The organism is Pseudoalteromonas sp. S3785 (assembly GCF_005887365.1).
In the GTDB taxonomy this organism is placed as follows: domain Bacteria; phylum Pseudomonadota; class Gammaproteobacteria; order Enterobacterales; family Alteromonadaceae; genus Pseudoalteromonas.
Genome location: NZ_PNCT01000051.1, coordinates 17285 through 40604 on the forward strand (window position 1 = coordinate 17285; position 23320 = coordinate 40604).

At 38.4% G+C, this 23320-nt stretch carries 21 protein-coding genes, 1 tRNA gene and 1 pseudogene; 16 read left to right on the plus strand and 7 right to left on the minus strand.

The genetic code is table 11. From position 1 onward, the window contains the following. Positions 1 to 19: 19 nt before the first annotated feature. Entirely contained in the window at positions 20 to 1438 is a 1419-nt protein-coding gene (locus CWC17_RS12910) for a sigma-54 interaction domain-containing protein (protein ID WP_138613256.1), read from the plus strand. A gap of 144 nt (positions 1439 to 1582) precedes the next feature. Continuing rightward, positions 1583 to 2965: a cytochrome c oxidase accessory protein CcoG gene (ccoG, locus tag CWC17_RS12915; RefSeq protein ID WP_138613258.1), complete on the plus strand. Its 1383-nt coding sequence runs from the start codon at positions 1583 to 1585 to the stop codon at positions 2963 to 2965. A gap of 18 nt (positions 2966 to 2983) precedes the next feature. Here ccoG and CWC17_RS12920 read toward each other — a convergent pair whose 3' ends face one another. The 3 genes from CWC17_RS12920 to CWC17_RS12930 form a co-directional block, all read right to left on the minus strand. After that, positions 2984 to 3394 (minus strand): hypothetical protein, encoded by a 411-nt coding sequence (locus CWC17_RS12920; RefSeq protein WP_138613260.1) that lies wholly within the window; start codon positions 3392 to 3394, stop codon positions 2984 to 2986. 30 nt (positions 3395 to 3424) lie between these two features. Further along, positions 3425 to 4339 carry a M14 family metallopeptidase gene (locus tag CWC17_RS12925; protein WP_138613262.1) on the minus strand — a complete coding sequence of 305 codons (915 nt, stop codon included), beginning with the start codon at positions 4337 to 4339 and terminating at the stop codon, positions 3425 to 3427. 64 nt (positions 4340 to 4403) lie between these two features. Next, on the minus strand, positions 4404 to 4988 hold the full coding sequence (locus CWC17_RS12930; RefSeq protein WP_138542514.1) for a hypothetical protein: 585 nt from the start codon (positions 4986 to 4988) through the stop codon (positions 4404 to 4406). A 289-nt stretch (positions 4989 to 5277) separates the two neighbouring features. Here CWC17_RS12930 and CWC17_RS12935 point away from each other — a divergent pair, with 289 nt between their 5' ends. The 4 genes and pseudogenes from CWC17_RS12935 to CWC17_RS12950 all read left to right on the plus strand — a co-directional run bounded on the left by CWC17_RS12935 (position 5278) and on the right by CWC17_RS12950 (position 12245). After that, on the plus strand, positions 5278 to 7788 hold the full coding sequence (locus CWC17_RS12935; protein ID WP_138613264.1) for a UvrD-helicase domain-containing protein: 2511 nt from the start codon (positions 5278 to 5280) through the stop codon (positions 7786 to 7788). A gap of 104 nt (positions 7789 to 7892) precedes the next feature. Further along, positions 7893 to 10147: pseudogene (locus CWC17_RS12940) on the plus strand (putative bifunctional diguanylate cyclase/phosphodiesterase). A 147-nt stretch (positions 10148 to 10294) separates the two neighbouring features. Beyond that, complete coding sequence (locus CWC17_RS12945; RefSeq protein ID WP_138613266.1) at positions 10295 to 11848, plus strand: type 1 glutamine amidotransferase family protein; 1554 nt, start codon at positions 10295 to 10297, stop codon at positions 11846 to 11848. A 148-nt stretch (positions 11849 to 11996) separates the two neighbouring features. Next, positions 11997 to 12245: a hypothetical protein gene (locus tag CWC17_RS12950; protein ID WP_138542511.1), complete on the plus strand. Its 249-nt coding sequence runs from the start codon at positions 11997 to 11999 to the stop codon at positions 12243 to 12245. Positions 12246 to 12300: 55 nt separating this feature from the next. On the opposite strand, the gene CWC17_RS12955 is transcribed toward CWC17_RS12950, so the two are convergent. After that, complete coding sequence (locus CWC17_RS12955) at positions 12301 to 12624, minus strand: DUF2845 domain-containing protein (protein ID WP_138613268.1); 324 nt, start codon at positions 12622 to 12624, stop codon at positions 12301 to 12303. 366 nt (positions 12625 to 12990) lie between these two features. Here CWC17_RS12955 and CWC17_RS12960 point away from each other — a divergent pair, with 366 nt between their 5' ends. From CWC17_RS12960 to CWC17_RS12970, 3 genes are read left to right on the plus strand one after another with little or no spacing between them, the layout of a single operon-like run. After that, complete coding sequence (locus CWC17_RS12960) at positions 12991 to 13272, plus strand: hypothetical protein (RefSeq protein WP_138613270.1); 282 nt, start codon at positions 12991 to 12993, stop codon at positions 13270 to 13272. Beyond that, positions 13265 to 13516, plus strand: coding sequence for a hypothetical protein (locus CWC17_RS12965; protein ID WP_138613272.1), 252 nt, complete (start codon positions 13265 to 13267; stop codon positions 13514 to 13516). The genes CWC17_RS12960 and CWC17_RS12965 overlap by 8 nt, the downstream gene beginning before the upstream one ends. Next, positions 13503 to 13862, plus strand: a complete 360-nt coding sequence (locus tag CWC17_RS12970; RefSeq protein WP_138613274.1) for a hypothetical protein — start codon at positions 13503 to 13505, stop codon at positions 13860 to 13862. Before CWC17_RS12965 ends, CWC17_RS12970 begins: the two co-directional genes overlap by 14 nt. On the opposite strand, the gene CWC17_RS12975 is transcribed toward CWC17_RS12970, so the two are convergent. Continuing rightward, the gene (locus CWC17_RS12975) at positions 13859 to 14071 is read right to left on the minus strand and encodes a hypothetical protein (protein ID WP_138613276.1); all 213 of its coding nucleotides are present in this window, start codon (positions 14069 to 14071) and stop codon (positions 13859 to 13861) included. The genes CWC17_RS12970 and CWC17_RS12975 overlap by 4 nt on opposite strands. Positions 14072 to 14209: 138 nt before the next feature. On the opposite strand from CWC17_RS12975, the gene CWC17_RS12980 reads away from it, so the two are divergent. From CWC17_RS12980 to CWC17_RS13000, 5 genes are all read left to right on the plus strand, one after another. Then, complete coding sequence (locus CWC17_RS12980; RefSeq protein ID WP_138613278.1) at positions 14210 to 15238, plus strand: P-loop NTPase family protein; 1029 nt, start codon at positions 14210 to 14212, stop codon at positions 15236 to 15238. Positions 15239 to 15280: 42 nt separating this feature from the next. Next, positions 15281 to 16096 carry a DUF4145 domain-containing protein gene (locus CWC17_RS12985; protein WP_138613280.1) on the plus strand — a complete coding sequence of 272 codons (816 nt, stop codon included), beginning with the start codon at positions 15281 to 15283 and terminating at the stop codon, positions 16094 to 16096. 199 nt (positions 16097 to 16295) lie between these two features. Further along, positions 16296 to 16583 carry a hypothetical protein gene (locus CWC17_RS12990; RefSeq protein ID WP_138613282.1) on the plus strand — a complete coding sequence of 96 codons (288 nt, stop codon included), beginning with the start codon at positions 16296 to 16298 and terminating at the stop codon, positions 16581 to 16583. A gap of 23 nt (positions 16584 to 16606) precedes the next feature. Then, on the plus strand, positions 16607 to 17824 hold the full coding sequence (locus tag CWC17_RS12995) for a putative phage abortive infection protein (protein ID WP_138613283.1): 1218 nt from the start codon (positions 16607 to 16609) through the stop codon (positions 17822 to 17824). Between the two features lie 116 nt (positions 17825 to 17940). After that, a complete protein-coding gene (locus tag CWC17_RS13000) occupies positions 17941 to 18657 on the plus strand; it encodes a hypothetical protein (RefSeq protein WP_138613284.1) in 717 nt (238 codons plus the stop codon). Between the two features lie 484 nt (positions 18658 to 19141). Here CWC17_RS13000 and CWC17_RS13005 read toward each other — a convergent pair. Further along, positions 19142 to 19218: transfer RNA gene (locus tag CWC17_RS13005), tRNA-Pro, on the minus strand. A gap of 172 nt (positions 19219 to 19390) precedes the next feature. Beyond that, complete coding sequence (locus tag CWC17_RS13010) at positions 19391 to 20014, minus strand: arylesterase (RefSeq protein WP_024032180.1); 624 nt, start codon at positions 20012 to 20014, stop codon at positions 19391 to 19393. On the opposite strand from CWC17_RS13010, the gene CWC17_RS13015 reads away from it, so the two are divergent. Together CWC17_RS13015 and CWC17_RS13020 are read left to right on the plus strand one after the other, a co-directional pair. Continuing rightward, complete coding sequence (locus CWC17_RS13015) at positions 20015 to 20728, plus strand: ABC transporter ATP-binding protein (RefSeq protein ID WP_138613288.1); 714 nt, start codon at positions 20015 to 20017, stop codon at positions 20726 to 20728. It begins immediately after the preceding gene. Then, positions 20718 to 23219 (plus strand): ABC transporter permease, encoded by a 2502-nt coding sequence (locus CWC17_RS13020; protein ID WP_138613285.1) that lies wholly within the window; start codon positions 20718 to 20720, stop codon positions 23217 to 23219. The genes CWC17_RS13015 and CWC17_RS13020 overlap by 11 nt, the downstream gene beginning before the upstream one ends. Positions 23220 to 23320 lie beyond the last annotated feature (101 nt).

Consider the following 23320-nt stretch of genomic DNA (forward strand, 5'->3'; position numbering starts at 1 on the left):
ATTTCGCGAGGATGATGCAATGATAAAACAGTTTTTAAACGACCCTAAACTTTTACTTAATGCGGTAGGAGAGGGTATTTACGGCTTTGATTTATCGGGTAACGCGGTGTTTGTAAACCCCGCTGCTGAGCGCATGACCGGCTGGAAAGCCGATGAGTTATTAGGAAAAAAAATACATCAATATCACCATCACAGCCATGCCGACGGCTCCCCTTATCCGGCCGATGAGTGCAAAATATATTGCACCATGTTTGATGGCAAACGCCGCGAGGTTAAAAACGAAGTATTTTGGCGAAAAGACGGCACCTCGTTTGCAGTAGAATACACATCTACCCCAGTTTACAGGCAGGGTGAGTTAATAGGTGCAGTCGCGGTATTTCGCGATATATCAGCGCAGAAAAAAACACAAAATGATCTAAAACAAGCACTTGAGCAAGTTAAGCACTTAAGTGAGCAACTACAAGATGAAAACAACTACTTAATTGAAGAGCTTAACCAAGATTGGCAAGGCTCAGGTTTAGTGGGCCAAAGCCATGTTTTTCAAGCTATGTTGGCACAGATCAAACTTGTTAGTGAAACCGACAGCACCGTACTTATACTCGGTGAAAACGGCACGGGAAAAGAGCTGGTGGCGCGTAACTTACACCGATTAAGTAAGCGCAGTAATCAAGCATTTATAAAAGTGAACTGCGCAGCGTTTACTCCCAGTTTGTTAGAGTCGGAATTATTTGGCCACGAGCGCGGTGCGTTTACTGGTGCAAACGAGCGACGTAAAGGCCGCTTTGAACTGGCCGACAAGGGCACGTTGTTTTTAGATGAAGTGGCTGAGTTGCCATTAGAGGCGCAAAGTAAATTGCTACGCGTATTACAAGAACAAGAGTTTGAGCGCGTAGGCGGTAGCACTACATTAAAGGTAAATATTAGAGTATTGGCGGCAACAAATCGTGACTTATGGCAAATGGTGCAAAAAGGCAGTTTTAGAATTGATTTATATTATCGGCTTAATGTATTTCCTATTAAAGTACCGGCATTAAGAGAACGCAAAGAAGATATCCCTTATTTGTGTACTAATTTAATTACTCAACTTAATAAGCGTTTAGGTAAGCAGTTAAAAGGTCTCAGTAAAAAAGCGATTAGCCAACTACAAGCTTATGATTGGCCCGGTAATATTCGCGAGCTCCAAAACGTACTCGAACGCGAAGCTATTTTATCAAAGCACGACATACTTAAGCTAAGCCAGCCGTTACAAGCGGGTACAAGCAATGTGGTTAATGCCTCTTTTACACTTGCTGAAGCACAAAAGCAGCATATTATTGCCGTGCTTGAACTATCTAATTGGCAAATATCGGGTGATAAAGGTGCAGCAAGTAAGTTAGGGCTACCAGAGAGCACGCTTCGTTCTAAAATGCGTAAACTAGGTATTGCTAAAAATTCGTGATATTTAACGGGTTTCGTTAAATATCACGAATCAAATTCATAAGTATAAATATATATTCTTTTATATCAAATGCTTAAGTTAAGTTTCAGCTTGGTCTGAAAGTTGCAAAAGTTTACTTAATACCGTCACTATTAAGTAAGTACTATGAAGTTTGATATTAAAGAAGAAGACATGATCATTAAGCCCTACAAAACAGAGGGCCCGATTTACATTCGCGAACAAAAAGGCTTTTTTCAGCGTATAAGGCGTAACTTAGGTTGGCTACTTATGCTCACATTTATAGCCATACCATGGATACAATATAAAGGAGAGCAAGCGGTGCTACTAGATGTAGCAACGCAAAAATTTACAATTTTTGGCTTAACCTTACTGCCGCAAGACTTTATGATTTTAGCGCTGCTATTTATGGTAGGCGCCTTTGCATTGTTTTTTGTCACGAATTGGCTTGGCCGCGTGTGGTGTGGATATACCTGCCCCCAAACAATCTGGATGTTAATGTTTAGTTGGGTAGAGCAACGTATAGAAGGTACGCGTAATCAGCGTATAAAGTTAGATAAATCGCCATGGAGTGCTTTAAAGTGGCGTAAAAAAATAACAAAACATGCTGCGTGGCTTGTTATATCACTGCTTACGGCCACCTCGTTTATGGCGTATTTTATTCCCGCTAAAAGCTTATACCTTGAAATGTTTACCTTACAGTGGTCGGGCATTACCAGCTTTTGGGTGTTTTTATTTGCATTTTGTACTTATGGAAATGCTGGCTTTTTACGCGAAAAAATGTGTAACGTGGCATGCCCGTATTCTCGCTTTCAATCGGTGATGTTTGATAAAGATACATTGGTAGTAAGCTACGATCCAAAGCGCGGCGAAAACCGCGGCCCTCGTAAACGTAAAGCAGACCCTAAAGCACTTGATTTAGGCGACTGTGTAGACTGTAATTTATGTGTAGAGGTATGTCCTGCGGGCATAGATATTCGTAACGGCTTGCAGTATGAGTGTATAAATTGTGGGTTATGTATTGATGCCTGTGACGACACTATGGATAAATTTGGTTATCAAAAAGGGTTAATTAAATACGCCAGCGAAAAACAGCTCGAAGGTAAAAAAACTAATCCATTTAGGCTTAAATTAGTGGGGTATGGCGTATTAACAGGGGTGTTAATTATTTCTATGGTTGCATGGGGGTTGCAACGTACGCCAATAGAGGCATCGGTACTACGCGACAGAAACGCCTTGTACCGTGTAAATTATGAAGGTTTAGTAGAAAACCCATATACACTCACTATTATCAATAAAACTCAGCAGCCAATGCATTACGCCATAGCTATAGAAGGGCTACCAAAGGCTATGCTTAGTGCGCCAAGCTCTATTTTGGTATTACCAGGACTCATGAAGAAAATCCCGGTTACAGTCACTGCCGATGGTTACGATATTGAAAAAAAAGTAACGCCAGTGAGCTTTATTATTTCAGCCAATGAAAATCCAGACATAGCCATTACTAAAACAAGTCAGTTTTATAAAAACTAGCAATGGCTTGGGCTAAAGTTAGCTCACGCCATTATTTAATTGCGATGAAATAAAACGTTTTGCAGCATCTAGGTTATCAAATAAACATTGGTTAAAATCTATATCGCGTTTAGCGTTTTGCATTATTCGCTGCATTTGGCTTATAGCAATAGGGGAGGTGAGAACAAATGCACTTATTAAGCAGTTAGTCTGTTGCATATGTGTACTTATGGCAACCATTTCTTGCTCTGCATCGGGTGTAGCCGCAAGTATACACGATGAGTCGCTTATGTAACCCCATTGCTTACCTTCAAATTCAGCCACTGTTTCATAAAGAGCGGCTTTAAAGCTAGCTAACACTTCAAGGTCTAAATTTCCGCTAAACTGGGCAATCACGATATTGCCCTCAACGGATAGAGTAACCTCTGCATGTTTATTTTTGTATTTCATGGCAGGCTCCTAATTTAAATTAGTTCAAAATTAAAGTGACTTTAAATAATCTAACGCACCGGTAATAACAGCTACTTGCGCTTGAGTACATTGCTCATCTGAGGCGCTTGGGCTATCAGGGTATACTTCGGTTGTTGTTACATACGGGGCGTCAGTAAAGCCCATGCATAAGCCCAATTCGCGAGCTGCGTAGTTTATAACGCCAAATTGTTCCTGCGGTACACCAATTAATTGATTATTTTCGTCACTAGGGGCGATGTGGGTTACCTTCTCAACACTATTTAAAATGGCCTTTTGAAACTCAGGGGCTGGTTTTTTGCTATCTGCCACTAAATAAAAGCCATCTGGTATATTCCAGTTAGTGTTAATTTTACCATCGCGGGCAGCTAAGGCCGGCCTAAACTCACTGTTGTCTGTGTCTGTGGTTTCGTGTAAGTCAATGTGCGCAACTAACTCAGTGTTAAGCGAGGTTACATATTTCATAATAGCAGCTGATTCTTGGGCTGGGCTGTTATCGTAAAAAGAGCGGTTAGGGTCAATGGCCTCAGGGTTCCAACGGTTTATGGTTTCAAAGCCCCAGGGGCTAATACACGGCGCAATAACAAAGTTAAAATTATTTATATATTTTTGAACGTCAGTATGAGCAAATGCCAGCGCCCCCATAACGCCACTTGTTTCGTAGCCGTGCACCCCGCCAGTAATTAAGATGGTTGGGCGATCACTTTGCCAATTTTTACTTTTATATGCATAAAGAGGAAACTTAAGTGGTGAATAGTCTAACTCGCCGTACTGCTCAACATGTAAAAACGCGTTAGGTTGCTTGATTTTACTCACAACGAGCTGGTTGTAATCACGCTTTTTTTGTTGAAGTTGTAACCATGCTGCTTTATCACTGCTGTTCCAAGGTGTATTGGGGGTACCGATTGGGTATAAAGAGTCGCTCATTGTGTGCCTTTAATTTATCGCTTTACAAAGGCATTAGCTTATCGTTGCTAGAAAAAGCCTGCAACTAGAAATGCTCGGTTACGTCAGACGTATTTTCATATAAGGTGGCGTTTTCGCGTTTATGTTTTTCGAATAAATACTCACGCAGTGCTTCTTTACCACTTTTAATACTGACAATTTTAGCAGCATAGCCTAAGTTAGTTTTACGGACTAAATCTACAAGTAGGGTGACTTTTTTCTTATTGGGTAGTTTAAATGTAATATGTTGCGCGTGGGCAAGGCTGTAGCGATGGTCGCGGGGTTTTAGTAGCACGCCACTACTAGAGAGCGAAAGTACATAAAAGCGCTCACTTTGTAGGTTAAGATCAGAATAACGCCAGCTTCTTTCTACACCTTCGGTATCAATAACCTCTGGCGCACTTAGTACGGGGTTTAAGTAACCATCATCGTTGAGTTTAAACTCAAGCGGAAACCACAATTGATAATGCCCAACTTCAGCTAACATAGTTAATTTAGCATGAGACAGCAAACCTTTTAGTGTATCGGGTAAGGTGGTTCTTAAGCTAAGCTGTGAGTTATCGTTTGTATTGTCCTTGTTACTGCCTACAACAGACGAAATAAAACTTAACTCTTCCTTAGTTAAATCCATATTATTTCTCGTTTAATAAAAACTTCACATTAAACCAATAGTGCACTTTCTTCAATATTCAAACGTGAAATTTAAGCAAATTTAAACACCTGCTTAGGAGTAAATAAGGTGTGTTTATTTTTTAGGGATTATTTACCATCGTATAAACATTAAATGTTCGCAGCATACAGGCACTTTATAATAAGCGTTTATACTTGCTTGGCTAACCCCCTCACTTTTAAAGCGCAACGCGCTTTGGTATTTAAACTATGGTAAAATTTATTTTTAATTTCAGTCTATTCAAGGTTTTATGGCGCAGTTTATTGCCACTCCAAGCGGGTTAGGGCGTTTTTTTACACGTATTAGCACCGTTACTATTAAGCAAAATTCACTCGTTATACATTTTAAAAATAATACTTCACGCGCGTATTTAATAAGCGACTTTACTAATTTTACACACTTTAAAAAAGGCCTCTTTAGCGGGAAAATAACCCTCAACCATGGTACAAAAACGGTAATTAGCTTTTTAAATAAACAGCAGGTTCAAACACTTAGTGAGCAGTTAAACAGCGTGTTTGCCAATTACCTAGAAGAAAAAGTGAATACAGCAAAAACGCTTGTAAAACGCTATGCAACAAACGAGTACCTGCGCGACTCAAATGTGCCTGTACTAAAATCGGCGGTGTTTTCACTGGTACAGCAGTATGGGGCTTCACCTTCACTCTGGCAGCAGTATTTATCGATCACTGATATTAAGTTTTTAACTATTTTAAGTAGCTCACCAACAACAGCGCATGCCACAGAGCAACTGCGCAAAGCCTATGAGCAAAAAACGCTAGCGGCAAGAGCCGATTTTTATAATGTGATTGAATCTAACCCACTTACCCAGGAGCAGCGCCTTGGCGTTATACGCAATAACGATAAAAATTTAGTGCTAGCGGCTGCAGGGACTGGCAAAACATCGGTAATAGTTGCAAAGGCTCTGGATTTAATAGTCCAAGAGGGTGTAAAGCCCGAGCACATATTAATACTTGCTTATAATAAAAATGCGGCAAACGAGTTAACTGAGCGCTTTAATTTAAGGGTGCAGCAAGCAAACTTAAATGTTATGCCGCCTACTATTTTAACGTTTCATGCGCTGGGGCTGAAGTTACTTAAAAGCGATAATAAAACACTTAACTTATCGCCTTTTGCAAAGGATGCGTTGGCGCTTAATAAATGGTTTACCCAGTGGCTTAGCAACACCCTAAAAACAGACTCTCGGTTTTGTAAAACCTTTGTTGAGACCCTGTACGAACCTAATGATAGCCCCAATACCGCAACTAAAACCGCTATAAAAGCACAAATCTATCACACCCTATCGGGGTTAAAGGTAAGCAGTTATCAGCACTTATTAATTGCCAATTGGCTTTATATGTATGGAATTGAACACACTTACCAAAATGATGACACCGCCGACTTTTACTTGCCACAGCACAACATTTATTTGGTACATTTTGCGATAGATAGACAAGGTAATTCAGCTCAGAACATTACTAAATCGCACAATAGTGGGCATGTTAAATCAGTACGGGCGCACCATAAAAAACACGGCCAACTGTTGGTACAAACATTTCACTATAACTGGCAAGAAAGCCAGCTTGAGCAGCGTTTAAAAACGCAACTACAAAAACATAACGTGAACATTAAACCCTTAGATAACCATGCAGTGTACGAGCGGTTATCTGCAACCGGGCTGTTAAAGCAAAATATAAATAAATACTTAAACTGCCTAAGCGCAATACGGGGAGAGCATTTATCCAGCTCGCAAATAGCAGCGCGAATTGCTAAAAGTGGCATTATAAATCATAAGCGTTATACAACATTGTTAGTGGCTATGCAGCGTGCATACGCTGAAAAACTTAAAGAGCAAGGCGCTATAGACTTTGACGACATGATTACAAGCGCAGAATTGGCGGTTAAATCGGGTAAGGTAAGTGTACCTTGGCGTCATATTTTAGTGGATGAATTTCAAGATATTTCATGCGCACGTATGGCGCTTCTAAATACATTAATAAAGAGTGGTCCGCAACCTTGCCTTACTGCGGTTGGCGATGATTGGCAGGCTATTTATCGGTTTTCAGGCGGTAATTTGGCACTCACCACGCAGTTTAACGATTTAATAGGCAGTCACTCACTCACGTTATTGCAAAAAACGTTTAGATATAACAACAGTATTAGTGAAGTGGCAGGGCGGTTTGTAATGCAAAACCCTGAACAATATAAAAAGCACATCACTACACATACGCAAGTAGGCACCCCTCAAGTTGTGTTACTTGACGATTTACATCAAGGTAAAAAGTCAGTAGCGCTAAAAGTGCAGCAAATCATAGCCACAATTAATAAAAATAATAGTACGGCCAGTATTGCCGTATTGAGCCGATATCGATTTATGCTTAATGAGGTAGAGCTACATTTAGTAGGTAACAATTTTGCTAATCCATTGCATTTTTGGACACTGCATGGCGCAAAAGGACTTGAGGCTGATTACTGTATTATTATAGGTTTCGAGCAGGGTAAGTTAGGCTTTCCTAGCAACAACCCTGGCAATTTACTTGTTGAGGCATTATTACCCACGCAAGATACTTTTAAGCATTCTGAGGAGCGACGCTTATTGTACGTAGGGATCACGCGTGCTAAGCATAAAAGCTATTTAATAGCGCCGCCATCTGGGTATTCTGAATTTATTAGTGAGCTAATAAACGATAGTTACCCAATTGAAATAGCCTCTAACTTGTTTACAAAACAGACTAACAGCAGGATAAGTAAGGATAATGCTTAAATGTAAGGGGATTAGTTGCGTAAAGCATATTTTATAACGCAATTGTTTGATATTAACTTTTTTTAAATGTTTAATAAATTATCGTGATCTTACCTTTATGAACTATGCGCTTTTTTAATTCGTACTTTTTGCTTTCAGATCAACATACTCATGACAACGAAGTGGCACATTGGCGAATTAGTGCTCTGCGCATTATTTCAAGCCTCGTATTACTGTTGTGCTTTTTTGTAGCTTGTCATACGTTTAGCTCCGCATTAGCACTTAAGCTTAGCTATATACTTGTACTTACCTTTGGCTTTTTAACAATTGCTGGTGGCTTGCTTTTAGCAAGTAAGCGGTTTTATAAACAAAGTGCACACGCTTTATTGATTGCTATTGTTATAGCAAGCCTGTGTATGAACCTTTTTCTAACAGATTTAGAGTTAGCTAAAGTCGGTTCTATGTATATGTATTCTTGCCCAATTATTGCGCTTATGCTGCTTGGCTACAGAACAGCAATAGCCTATTCAATACTAAACATTGTGCCGTTTTATATGATTGTGAATAACGTTGATTTATCAAACGTCACAGGTATAGCCCAGCAATTACCCAGCGCAGATTTATACATAACGGGATTAATTTTTTTATTTTTTAATATTTGCATCCCTTTAGCAGTAGCGCGCACCATAGTTGCTGCAAAGCGCTTAAATAAATCGATGAACGTAGCGAATACATTGCTAAGAAATAAAAACGAGTTATATAAAACTTTTTTTACCGAGTCAGATAAAGCCAAAGTCATTGTAGATGAGCAGTTTAATATTACCGATACCAATAAATGTGCCGACGCCTTATTTGGCTTAAGCACAATGCCACGTAAAAAGGACATAAAAATAACTGCTTTATTGCCCTCAATGGCACCTTATTTAAATGAGATAAGCCAAGTTGTTGAATTTAAAGAGCGCTTTTTAAGGGCTAGTTACTCTGTGGCAATCAATAAAAACTATCGCATATATGAATTTTACGATTGCACTGAAGAGCATGTTATAAAGCAAAATTTACTCACGGCTGAACAAGAAAACAAACGTTTAAAGTACTCAAACCCCCATACCAAGTTACCTAACGAGCACTGGTTTGAGTTGCAATGCGAGCGACTAATTAGCAAGTATAGCCACGGTTTTTATATTGTGGTGACCCAAACCGCAAACAGTGAATACTTAAAATTAAAACTTTCTCAGCAAAGTGCTCAAGCGCTATTAATTAGTGCATACAAGCGCCTAAAAGCCATACCTGAGGGGCCATTTTTATGTGCTCATGTGGCTACTGGTAAACTCGCTTTTATAATAGGCGTGCAAGGCGAAGGTGAGGTTAAAAATAAGGTGCTACCAGCCATAAAGTACACCTTGGACAAAACATATGCATTGCAAAGTGGGCGAAGCCAGCAAGACTTTTTGTTTGGTTATGCGCGCTACCCAGATCAAGGCCATTCAAGTGCCGAGGTACTAGCAAATGCAGAAAGTGCCCTTAAACACGCAAATAAGTGCGAACCGATAAGTGGTTACGACGAAAAACGCTCGCAGGCCTTTTTAGAAAACACGAAATTTCTATGCTATTAGATGAAGCGCTAACGCAAAACGATTTGAGTGTACATTACCAGCCTAAAGTGACTGCCAGTGGTAAATGCATAGGTCTAGAGGCGCTTGCTCGTTGGGATAGCAAAATTCTTGGCACTGTATCGCCAGGAGTATTTATCCCCATTGCTGAAGAGCACAGAATGGTTAGCCGCCTAACAGATTTAGTTATTCAAAAAGTATGCTCGCAACTTGCTGATTGGAGTCTGCAAGGCTTACCGACTGTGCCAGTATCTATTAATATTTCGTTGCTAGACTTTAGCCAAACTGATTTTATAGCCAAGCTCGTAAAATATTTAGCTGACTTTAATGTAAAGCCACACCAAATAGAATTAGAGCTGACCGAAACCTCTTTAGAGGCAAATCATGCGCACTCGCTAACGCTAATTAAAACATTGCAGTCGTGGGGCTTTACTGTATCGGTCGATGATTTTGGTGTTGGGTACTCTAACATTGCACGTCTTGCCGATTACCCTATCAATAAATTGAAACTCGACCGCTCTTTAATTAGCCAAGTTACCAGCTCTACTAGACAAAAAAGTTTAGTAAAAGCGGTGCATGTTATGTGTAAAGAGCTTGATATTGCGTGTGTGGCCGAAGGCGTAGAAACACAAAAACAGGTTGATGTAATGGCGCACATGGGTTGCACAGAGTTTCAGGGCTTTTATTTTGCAAAGCCAATGCCTGCAAAAGAGTTTGTAGCTCACGTTACTAAACATGGTTTAGTGTTTGCGCGCAAGGCCATACTTTAATTACCTAAATTGACTTCGTGATTAACAGTCAGTGTGTATGCAACATCACTTTAAAGTGTAACAATCACTGAGCACTCATATTTACTATTTAGCCTGCTATTACATGCTGTTAAACTTAACGCCTATTTAGATTTCTTTGAGAGCGTTATGCGTACCTGTGCTTTTTTAATTAAGCGAATGAGCTTTATATTCGTTTTCTTTACTTTATTTTCATTCAAAGGGGCTGCCCAGCAGCAAGATCAAACCCTAATTTTGGCCGGTAGCGCAGTTAATAGTTGTAGTGAAAAAACGGCGCTCGGTTGCAGCGCGCAAAATAAAGCTGTGTTTCGGGTATCGAAGGCAAATATTAAACAAATAAGGCTAAATTGGCCTTCGAGTCATACCACTAAAAAAGCAGACGTATTAACGACCTTAGACGCCCTTATAAGCAAAAATGCAAACGTAGTCTCTAAAAGTGAGCTGCTTTGGCAATGGCGAGATATCAATAACGAGCAACTCAATAGCCTAACAAAGCAAGAGTTTAACTTTGTGTTTGATATGCTCGAACAACCTCATGCAAACACCACCCCAAAAGCTGAGCCACCAAGCAACGGCATATTGCAATTTATAGCGGGGAGCTTAAAGGTTGCTAACCCAACACCCACCTTATTAATTATTAGCGCAGCCCAGCGCGACCCATACGCACAGGTAGAGGCGCTTAAAACGCTTTTACCAAAAGGTGTAACCAGCCAATGGTTACCGCTTACACCTGCACTTGCTAAAGCAATTACTAACAATACCTGTAGTGATTTACCGGCGCTGCGTCACTCACAAATGAACCTGTATAATCGCAGTAATGTTTACCCTGAGCTTACAAAGGCTGAGCATACACTGTGTAATAAAGGGGTTGAGGCGTTAGTTAATTTAATAAACACCAGCACCGGTGTTTTATTTAGCGACGGCACGGCTAAAAATGCTTTAAAAGCACTGTATGATGAAAATAATATTGCCTACCCTTGGACGAACGCGATTAAAACTCGCCCTGTTATTGTAGGGCTAGGTGCAGGAAGCAAAATACAAAGTGAAAATGTCTATCTTTCACAGCATCAAAGCGAAACGGTATTAAAAGCAAAAAGTGCCCCGCAGCCTACTGTAATTAAGGGGTTAAACACGTTTACCTATGGGTCACTGAGCACTCGCTTTAGTGAGCAAAATCAAACGCTAAACCTAGCGAGTACATTAAATAACGTTAAGCAAAACGCTGTTATTAAGCACGGTTTTGGCATTGATGAAAACACAGCCTTAGTCGTTATAAAATCCCAAAAAGGAAATTTAATGACGGTAATAGGGCAAAGTGGCGTGGTGCATTTAAGTACGCAGCAAAAAGCAAACAACTATAACTACTCGTACTGGCCTGCTCGTAGTGTAATAGATATTACTAATGCGGGCTTTAAGCTTAGCGAGCGCACCATTAGCCAAGCATTAGCACCTGTTAAAATACCGCCTTTACCGGTGCAGCGTTTTGCCAATATTTTAACCGATTCAAAACTACGCTCGCTCACACAAGCCATGTGCTTAAGTCAAGAGCAAAGTGCGGTAGGGCAACAAGATGACCTTTTAATAAATTTAACGGCCACAAAAAACACCCACTATTACCGCGTTAATACCCAGCCGTATGGCTGCGCGCTAAGTAATTTATTATTAAATGTAGAACGCTTTTAACCATAAGCGCTACACACATAAGCTTTATATAAAGGTTTAAGTTTAATGTAATGAGCTTTAAAATAGCGCCCAAGAAATTTATTACCTATTCACTTAGTTATATTCTACGAATAGGTATTAACCAAGCAGATTTTATAAAGAGCAATTTATGAATAACGAGCACGACATAATCGACAACCTAGCAGAACTAGAGAACTTTTTAGTTATGGTAGAAAACGGCGGCTTAGGTTTAAAAGGGGTGGCTGGTGTAGGTATGGCCACAAGTAACAAAGACGGCAGCCATTTTGTTGCGGTCTTTGACGATAAGCAACAGTTATTACTAGCGCGAGGCGTTACAGCTGAAGTGTTCGAAAACGGCAAAGACATGGTGCGCAACGGCGTAGGGCGTTCACACTAAAACCTTAAAAGCGCCGTATGGCGCTTTTAACTTTTTATAACGAACTCTAAAATATTTAAAGCCTGCCAACTTGTTTTGAGCTAATACTGGTCACAATATTATTTTCAAAGCGGATCAATACGATGTACATCCCTCCAATCGAGCCTTTTAGCTTATAAGTAAACTCTTCTGTTTTAACTAAATTGTCACCTTTGCCGATATCAACAGCTTCATTAAGCACATCTTTATAAAGTGGTGCACCCACCAGAGCTACAATGTCGGATTTAGTTTTACCCACACTTAATAGGTTTCCGTTTTTTAGTCGAAAACTACCTTGGGCAAACGCAAAGCTTGAAATAAAAAGAGATAAAAGCAGAGGAAACACAATACGTTTTTTCATAAGTCATCCTTAAACACATAGTATTTAATGCTAGGTATACAAGGTAATACAGAAAAATGACAGTGAAAAAGAGAAAATAGGGGATTAAATGGTCGGTATGGATTGCCCTCTAGTAGTATTCACTATCATGCTTTACCAGGCGTAAAATAAATAATTGGGAATACCAAAGTTTGTAACTCATTACTTATGAGAGCGGTTGCTATTCCTCTAGGTGTGGTTAGCGATTCTATTTAACACCTTCTTATAATTTGATAGTCGATGTTTTAAACCTAGTAAACAATAGGGTGTAGCTTAACTAATTAAATAGTTGTAAATATTCACATGCTTGTATATTTTTATGGTTCATTCAAATAAAAGGGAAAAATTATGAAATATGGATTTTTAATATTATGTGCTTTATTTCTTACTGCTTGCGCTACTGCTAACTACACAACTGGCAGCGACTTTAAAACGGATAACGTTGATCAAATTTTAGCTAGAATTAAAGGTAATGAACAAAACTTTGTCAAAGATGATTTATTCAGCGCGATTATTAAGACGACTAAAAAACACAGAACAGGTAATAGCCCAATTTATAGCAAAGAAGTAAAACGTATTTTACGTCATAGAACTAGGCCAGAAGCGAAGATCATAAAAGATAATGAGTGAAACTGAAGCATATATACAATTAATTGCGATGGTAGGCATTTTATTATGTCTACCTTACTGCGGGTATGTGTTTTACAACATAGGTAAGTTGATAACAGCGAAGTTATTCCCTCCAAAGTATTTGTTTATCGAAATTACTGATGAAGAAGGTTTAGTTCGAATTGAAAAAATTGATTTGGAAGACAACCAAGAGCTAATTAAAAAACTATTAAGAGCTAAGAGTAACTTTAATGAAAACTTCTAAGGGAATGTTAGCCTCTGTTATAGCTGGCGCTAACACGCTTGGGTTGATAATCATACAAAAAGTTTGCGCAGGGGAGTCTTATTTAGATTTTGCTACTAGTTGTACACCTTTAGTAATAACACCTATTATTTATGCTGGGGATTGGTTATTTGCTTTACTCGATATTCAAAGTGCTGAAACAATGAGAGCAAGGGGAACTTTGAAAAAAAGTATTAAATTTTTGAAAAAAGAGCTCTTAGAGGCTAGTAATACAAATCGAGACACTCAGGTAATAGAAAAAGAGCTAAATGATGCAATAGTAGCTCTTTCTAATTTAATGAAAGTAAAAGAATCAAAAACCCGCTAATTAAGCGAGTTTTTATATATTGTAATACCTCTCACACTTCGTTTTATCTTTTCAAGGTTATCTGATAACACCCATAACATCCCTGCTAGGGTGTCTTTATCCATTGCTTCAAAGTGATCTTCAATACATAGCGCGTTAATTGCGGCTTCTGCTTGGTAGATGCTTTTATCTAGTTCGTTTTTAAGTTGTAGCGCTTTGTTGTTTTGCATTTGGTATTTCCTGCTGTTTTGTTGAGGAAAAGATACAAGTAATTTTGTTCATTACAAAGTGACAAAATATACGTCCTATGGTACAAACTGCGTCTTGAAGTTCGTATTTTGTATTTTATATTAAAAAGGACGTATTAAATGGAGCGAATAACCCCCGAAAATTTAAGAGAGTTACGTAAAAAATTAGGTTTATCGAGTCAACAAGCAGCAGATAGTGTTTATAAAAACCAGCGATTATGGCAAAGGTATGAAGCGCCGGTGACTGCTAGTAGCAGTTTGAACATACCGCCAGCAACACTTGAGTTGTTTTGTTTGAAGCACGGATTACCTTACCCACCTAACAAGCAAGGTAAATTAGGGAAACTTGTTAGTTTTTATGGTGGCCAAGGAGGAGCTGGGCATACATTGCTTACTATTGATATTAGCACCGCGCTAATGGCTGATGGCTATGAAGTGCTTGTTATATCTGATCGTAATGGCTGTGCGATGTTTGGTGAAATGTCTATTAAACATAACTACCCATTCCCCAGAACAATAGAAATTGAAAGCTCAAATAATTTGAATTCTACGAATGACTTGGTAAATATACCTTACTCTACTTCTCCTAATGGCTTAAAGCCGATAATAGATAACTATGATTTCGTATTTATCGATATTGGTTTTATGATGGCTGAAAAGTACTTTGATGTTTTAGAGCCTGATTTGATAATAGGGCCTGCGAAAATTAATGAAATTAAAGATCGCAATGTAAGAGCTTTTTATAACTTGAGAAATTTAGCTAAAAGCTTTTCAGAGAAAAAAAATGAAAAAACTAAACTCGCGTTATTGATGGTTGCAGTATCAACCCATTATGCATTCAGTCCTGGTTACTACGGTTTGTTTGATGAAAGTGCAGATGATTATGAAGAAGAGAGAGATATTTATTTTAAACAGCAAGAAGAAAACGAATTAGATCAAGAGGAGCTATTGAGATTATTTAATAGTTTATCGGGTAAGCCTAATATGTACTTGATGAATAGCTATACCTCAGATGCTTATGATAGCTATAGAGAAAGATATGCTAAAGGGTATAGTATATTTAACAAAGCGCCTGATTCGTTACCAGCTCATGAGCTACGAAGCGTTAAAAATGAAATATTAAGAATATTGGGTGTTCCAAGTAGATAATAGGTAGCATGGCTGGTAAATTAAAATATTTTAGGAAACTCTATGTTTAATAAGCAATTATGGGCTAACGTGTCCAAACTACATTTTCTAGAGAGCTATCCCGCTTTACCATGCCCATACTGTAAAAGTATGAATCTTAAATTAGATACTGAAAGCTTTACTGCTAGGAAATTATCTTGGCAAGCAAGAAGAGCTTATCAGGAACAGTTTAAAGACAATGAGTTAATGGATTTCGCAAATAAAGAAGATAATAGCTTCTTTAAGTTAGCAGCACTTGTTCTCACTGCCGCTGATGGGGCAATGTACCAACCTTCGCAATTTATTGCATTTTTCAAGTGTGGTATGTGTAATGAAAATGTGTCATCTACTGGCTTGGCTAAAATACCAAATAATGATACATCGGTTAGACAAATTAAAGTTGAAAGCTTCAACCCGCCTTTACCCTTGTTTCCATTGAGCGATACAACACCGACCTCTATAAATGAAGAGTTATTAAGTTCGTTTAATCATTTTTTTTCTGACACTTGTTCTTCGGGTAATAGGCTAAGAAGGGCGGTTGAAAAGCTATGCTTAGAGTTAGGTTATACACAAGAGAGAAATCTCTATCAAAACATTGAGGCTATGGCTGATGAATTCCCTTTAGAGGCGCGCTGGCTTCAATCACTTCGGCTTGTAGGGAATGAAGCGACGCATGCTGATAAAATAACTGAAGATGACTTATTAGACTCATACAAAGTGTTTGAAGTGGTACTCGATATATTCAGGCGAAAACACATAGAACCTGAAATTGAAAAGGTAGCACTTCAATTACAAGATAAGTTCAAAAAACCGCACAAACAATTAAGTCTAAAGCCTTAAGTGTGGGTATTAATTACAGGTATTTTAATTTTATATTGAATGATCTTTGAATCCCACTATAAATTTTCGGGCTTTTAAGTTATTGCACTAATAGTTTTGCTGTTAGCACTTTTGATCATTATGTCATCTATTAGCTCTTGCTTTAGGTGGCAGAGTGTCTTAAATTTAGACAAATCATATTTTTAGTTGCAGGGACAGCATGGCTCGTAGAAAAAATAACTCTTCAGAATTCATAAATATGCTCTTCGAAATAACAGGCTATTTTTGGCAAGTTGGTGCATTTATTTCAATGCTTTTGTGGTTACTGACTGGTTATTTACTTAATTGGGGATATGGCCTCCGTACTAAAGAACACACAACTGTAATTACCGCGCTATTTGAGAAGTTTTCCATCATTTTTTATATTCCATTTCTTTTAGCTTTATTCTTTGCTGTAGTGCTTTCATTTAAGTGTTATCAAACGTTTAAGGCACAAAGCACTCATTAACTTACTATATAAAAAGGTTTTAATTGTCATATTTCAAATTAAGAGAAAGCTATAAAATAACAATATATATATTGATTATGTTGTTTTTTATAGTTACACCTTACGTACTAAATTTTTCGAATAATGCTATATCCAAAAACCCACAGGATTGGGGAGCGTTTGGAAGTTATTTAGGTGGATTACTTTCCCCTTTTTTAGCCATAGGATGTTTGTATTATGTTGTAAAAACTTTCAAACAACAGTCATTTGAAAATACCTTTAATTTGTTGTTAGAACAACATAATGATATTGCACATAAAATAACTTTAAAGGGGGATAGTAAAGCTTCTATTGTTGATGATACTTTAAATAAATTAGGTAATGAATGGTTAGTAAAAGAAAAAAATTCGGCTTCAGCTGATATTAATGAAAGCCCTCAGATAAATAGTTATTTACGAGTAGCATATCAAGTATTAAAGTTTGTAGATGAAAACTGCCCAGATGATAAAAGAAAGTATTCACGAATATTTAGATCATTTTTATCAAATGAACTAGTGCTTTTGTTGGCATTAAACTCAGCTAAGCGAAATAAAAAAGAGAGATTTAAATTCCTGAAATATAAGCGTTTGATAGAAAGGTATGAAATTCTAGAGCATTTATACATCTCGTTTCAGAACAATGATGTTAATAATTTTACAAGAAGTAACAACTATCTTATTTTAGAGCGATTCAATGAATCAGCATTTGGAGATTGTGTGAATTATGCGAGATTCATTGACTCTGCGTTCAAACATTATATTTTAAGTGGAAAAGCCCTTTTGTCTGATTTTGAAAAAAAATTCAAAAAGTATGAAGAGATAAATGAGTTGCTTTTGAATTATGATAGTTTCCTTTCATCAATGAAAGAAAGCTACAATCAAGGTTTACCTTTTTCTTCTAAACAGAATGATTATAACAATAAGCTTCTTGATCTAATAAACGATAAAATTAATATTGATATCGGTGATGTCGTTTCTAAAATTAACCTGAATTATTCTGTCGAATATAGAGAAAAGATTTTAAAAGCTAAAGAGTTTAATATTAAAAATGTTGGTAACAACTATACCAAACTTGAAACACTAAATGAAAACTTGAGTGTAATTTTTGCTGAGTCTAATAAAATTATATCTCCAGAGGTAGCTCAACAATATATTGATTTTAAAGAAAATATTTCACTTGAAATAAGTAACTTCAATTACATTAATGAGCATGCCTACAACTAAGGTTGTATTAGTAAACTATAATTAAAGTGAAAATCACTATTATATTTTAATCCAAACTTACGGTTAAGTTGGGTACTTGAACCCATTCTATTTGCTTGCCGAATTCGGTGTAGACTTTGGTTGATTTGCTGTCTGAGTGGCCCATTCGGAATACATCAACGGGGCAAAGGTGGACCGCATCCAAAGCTGATATTGAATACTTAGCTGAAATCAAAGGTATTATCGGTGATGTTATAAGTAACCTCCGCTCATCTCTTGATCTTATATACTGGGAAGTTGTCTCTCCACTAGTTACTAGTGATAAAGAACAAAGACAGATTCAATTTCCATTTAGAGATCATGTCGATGATTTGCATAATGCAATTAATAGAAGTCATGGTAATAAGGTTGGAGATGATTTCAAGGAAGCCATCTTATCCATAAAGCCTTATAAGGAAAATGGCAATAGTATTCTTCATTTAATGCACGAGTTAAATAATACCGGTAAGCATAGGTTTCCAACACCAGTTGCTGATTATAAAACAATGAGTTATGAGACAATTAGTAAAATGATACCAGACTTTCCGCCTATTGGTTCATTGACAGTATCTGGATGTAGAGCTGATGTTATGTGGAGTATTAATCCATCGGAGCTTCTTTTTACTTTTCTTGGTACTTTAACAGATGCTGAAGCAAAAATTTATGAAAGAAAGATTAATTGGCCTATAGATCTAATTTTTAAAATTGATAATTATAAAATAGATAGTGAAGTATTATCTTTGTTGAAAGAAATGTTAACGCAAACTCAAAAAGCGATAAAAAAAATAATTGAGGCTTTAAAAACTGATTATTAACAGAGCAAAATCACTAAAGTTTAAAGTGTAGCATCTAGGAAAGCTTTACGTTCCGAGTTTCGATAAAGTGATTAATGCTCTGCGATTAATTTTATAAACTTCAGTGTTTTCTATGTCGTGTCATGAGCCTTTAATGAGGCATTTTCAAAACTTTGGTTTACATTTTAAGCGGCCGTTAAAATATTCCAGTGATGTTATCGTATATGGTCAGTACAGCAGTTAATGCTGTTAGAAGTACCCATCTACAATTTTTAGAACTCCTGACATCGTTTCTCCCTAAGTATTTTTATTATCTAATCACATAAGCATCGTAATATGCGAATTCAATTTTAGCTACTGCTCAATCTTTATTAGATCTGGCGAATAAATATTTCTTATGCTTAAGGGAGTATTTTTGGAGGAAAGTAAAAACTAATAATACAAATGAGCTTTTAGAAGTTATATTTCAATTTAGTGTAAGTGCAGGATATTAAAGAGGAAATAATGGTCGGTATGGAGAGATTCGAACTCTCGACCCCTGCCACCCCATGACAGTGCGCTACCAAGCTGCGCTACATACCGACGTTGTTTGCAATAGTACGTATATTTTATTAAAAATCAATAAGTGATTGTTTGTTTGCGCGTTTATTGCGCAAATAAGCTAAAAAACTATATTTAAAAGCGCAACTTCATAGGCTTTGTCTTGGCAAAACAGCAAGCTGCCGCAAATCCAACCACCAAACAACAACAGGCCCTAATCTTTATTTAGCCATTGATTGATCGAGTCGTACATTTCATCACGTATGAGCGGTTGAGCTTCTTTATTTGGATGTAATTGATCTCTTTGCATTAAGTTTGGCTTATCTGCCACATTAAGCATAAAAAAGTTAAGTAAATGAGCATTTGTTTTTTCACTTACTTGTGTAAAACTGTCTGTGAACATTTTACTGTAACGCGGCCCGTAATTAGGGGGAATGTAAATTTCCATTAGCGCGACCATAGCATTTTCAGCTTGGCTTTTTTCGATTAAATCCGTTAAGTTGGCCTGCATTTTTGTTACCGGAAAACCACGCAAACCATCATTAGCACCTAGCTCAATAAGCACATGGCTTGGTTGGTATTGCGCGAGTAAGGCATCTAGCCTGCGTAAAGCGCCGCCGGTTGTTTCGCCACTAATACTGGCATTAATTAGCTCTATATTACGCTGCTCTGCATCGTATTTATCTTGTAACAATTTAACCCAGCCTTGCTCTTGTTTAAGTCCATAGGCTGCACTTAAACTGTCTCCAAGTATTAAAATCGTGTTGTCGGCCGCCGCACTAAGTGGTTTGATAACTAAAAATAAAACGAATACAAAACGTAGGATTGAATGAGTCATATGTCAGCGCTTTCTCAATTAAATATTATTCAAGTAAATGGTTTGTCTAAAGTAGTTTCTACCTTCGAAGGTGAGTTGCCCATCCTCAGCGACATCAGCTTTAATGTCAAGCATGGTGAGTCAGTTGCTATTGTGGGCACATCGGGCTCAGGAAAATCCACGTTATTAAGTTTATTAGCGGGCCTAGATACAGCCAGCAGTGGTGAAATTATCCTTGATGGCGAGCCACTTCATAGATTAGATGAAGAGCAACGCGCGGCATTACGAGCTGAAAAAGTCGGCTTTGTATTTCAATCTTTTATGTTGGTACAAAGCTTAACTGCCCTTGAAAACGTGATGCTGCCAGCAGAGCTTGCTGGCGAAAGCGACGCCAAGGAGCAAGCCCTTGCATTGTTAGAAAAAGTAGGGCTAAGCCACCGTATAGATCATTACCCATCGCAACTCTCGGGTGGTGAGCAACAACGTGTGGCTATTGCCCGGGCTTTTATTGGCACACCTAAAATTTTATTTGCCGACGAGCCTTCTGCAAATTTAGACAGTAAAAACGGCAAAATGGTGGAGTCGTTATTGTTTGATTTAAACCAGCAGCACGGCACAACGTTAATTTTAGTAACTCACGATGAAGCACTCGCGCAAAAGTGCCAGCATATTGTACAAATTGAAGCGGGGCAGTTAGTTAAAAACTCAAAAGAGGACGTAGCGAATGTGGGCTAAGTTAGCACTTAAATTATTTGCCCGCGAATTTCGCCGCGGCGAACTAACCGTAATTAGTGCCGCGATTGCGCTTGCAGTACTAACAGTGTTCACGCTGTCTATGGTGACAGAGCGAATAGCACAAAGCATAGCACAAAAAAGTAGTGCGTTTATTGCGGCTGATAGAGTGCTAGCCAGTGCCCACAAATTAGATACGGCGTTTATTAATAAAGCCAAACAAGAAAACTTACAAACTGCGCAAATGGTCTACTTTGATACCATGTTATTTGCCAACGACGAGATGCAGTTTACCTCGGTAAAAGCGGCATCAAACGAATACCCGTTAAAAGGCGAATTAAAAGTTAAATCATCGTTGCTTGGCGAAACGCAAGTAGCCCAGGGCGGACCAAAGCCTGGTAATGTGTGGCTAAGTGAATCGGTTTTTTACAGCTTAAATATTGATATTGGTAGCCAAGTAGAGCTAGGTGCTGCCGTATTCAATGTAGAAAAAGTGGTAGTTGAAGAGCCTGATGCCCCGTTTAATGTATTTTCGAGTAGTCGCAGAGTACTCATAAATATTGCTGATGTTGCAAAAACAGAAGTGATACAACCTGGCAGCCGAGTGAACTACCGCCAATTGTATGCAGGCGATGAGTCAGACATAACGCGGTTTTATGAGTGGTTAAAGCCACAAATGGCCGAAAATCAACGCTGGTACGGCGTCAAAGACAGGCAATCGCCTATATCAAATAGCTTAAACCGAGCAGAAAGTTTTTTATTACTAGCTGGCTTACTGGGCATTATTTTAGCCACAGTTGCCATTGCTGTGTCGGCAAAGCGTTATTGTGAGCGCCAATACGACCCCGTAGCTATGATGAAAACCCTTGGCGGAAGCCGCGCATTAATTCGTAAAATTTACTTTATGCATTTACTCATGGTTTGCACTATGGCGGTTATCATTGGCTTAGCCATAGGTTACGGTTTACAAGAAATTGCCACCGGGTATTTAGCAAAAAGCATGGATATGAGTTTACCTGCAGCGGGTTTTAAACCTTGGCTGGTGGCCATTAGCACAGGTGTTATATGTGCAGTTATGTTTTCTATTAAGCCACTGCTTGATTTATTTGATATTCCACCGCTTAGAGTATTGCGCCGTAATTTAGGCGACAGACTAGCCGTAAGCCGTGTGCACTTAGGTTTAAGTGCCCTTACGGTGTTTTTATTAATGTGGTTATTTAGTAACAACATTAAAATAACGCTTATTTTGTTTGTTTCTACACTGGCTCTGATTGCGGTGTTGTTTGTTATTTCAAAATTAATTTTTGGTGGTGGCCGTAAATTAGGCTTAAAACCAGGTAATAGCTGGTCGTTAGCTATTGCTTCAATACAAAAGCGTGCCAACGTAAATGCGGTGCAGCTTATTAGCTTTTCGTTGGCGATAAAATTGCTGCTGTTTTTGATTGTACTTAAAAATGACATGATCTCAGATTGGCAGTCTCAATTACCCGCCGATGCACCAAATGCATTTTTAGTTAATATTACGCAAAACGAACTTGAGCCTGTAAACAATTACCTAGCAGAAAACGATATTTTAGTATCTGATTTTTACCCGACCATTCGTGGGCGCGTAAATGCGGTAAATGGCGAGCTTGTTGCGCGTAAAGTATCGTTGCAAGATAACGAGAAAAAAGATGAAGAAGCACGTTCAGGCATCGGCCGTGAGCTTAACTTAACGTGGCTTGAAAACGTGCCAGCCCAAAACGAAATTGTGCAAGGACAGTGGTTTGGCGAAGGCGCGGTGGGTGAAGCATCGGTTGAGGAATCAATGCTGGAGCGTTTAGATGTAGAAATAGGCGACACTTTAACATTTCTAATTGGTGCGCAATCATTTGACGCTAAAATAACTAGCGTACGTAAAGTAAACTGGGCTACGCTAAAACCTAACTTTTTTATTATTTTAAGCCCCGACGTGCTAAAAGATTTTCCGGCAACGTATATTTCATCTGTGCGTATAGAGCCTGAGCAAAAGAAAGCGTTTAGCCAGTTACTGCGCACGTATCCAACCATTACCGCCATTGATGTAGATAACTTTGTAAAGCAAATTCAATCAACCATTGAGCAGGTGTCGTTAGCGATTGGCTTTGTGCTTGCTATTGTGGTGTTGTGTGGTGCATTAGTGCTTATATCGCAGGTGCAAGCGAGCCTAGGTGAGCGAATGCAAGAAATTGTAATACTGCGAACTTTAGGCGCCAAAGGGCGATTAATAAAAAATGCGACCCTTTATGAGTTTTTGCTATTAGGTGGTTTAGCTGGGTTTGTAGCCGCATTATTTAGTGATGTAGCTTTGCTAATTGTTCAGCAGCAAATGTTTGACTTAGCTGGTAAGCTGCACCCTGAAATATGGCTAATAGGGCCGGTATCGGGCGGGGTGTTTGTGGCGGCGCTTGGCTACTTAATGATTGCCCGTAAACTTAAACAAAATACCCAAGGCTTAGTACGTGCTTTAGCCTAAGCCATAACTTTTAACGCTAAACGCCCGCACTAAGTTGCGGGCGTTTTTGTTTTTACTCGCCACTGGTAATTTATACAGTGCTCTGGCATTATTACCGTTAT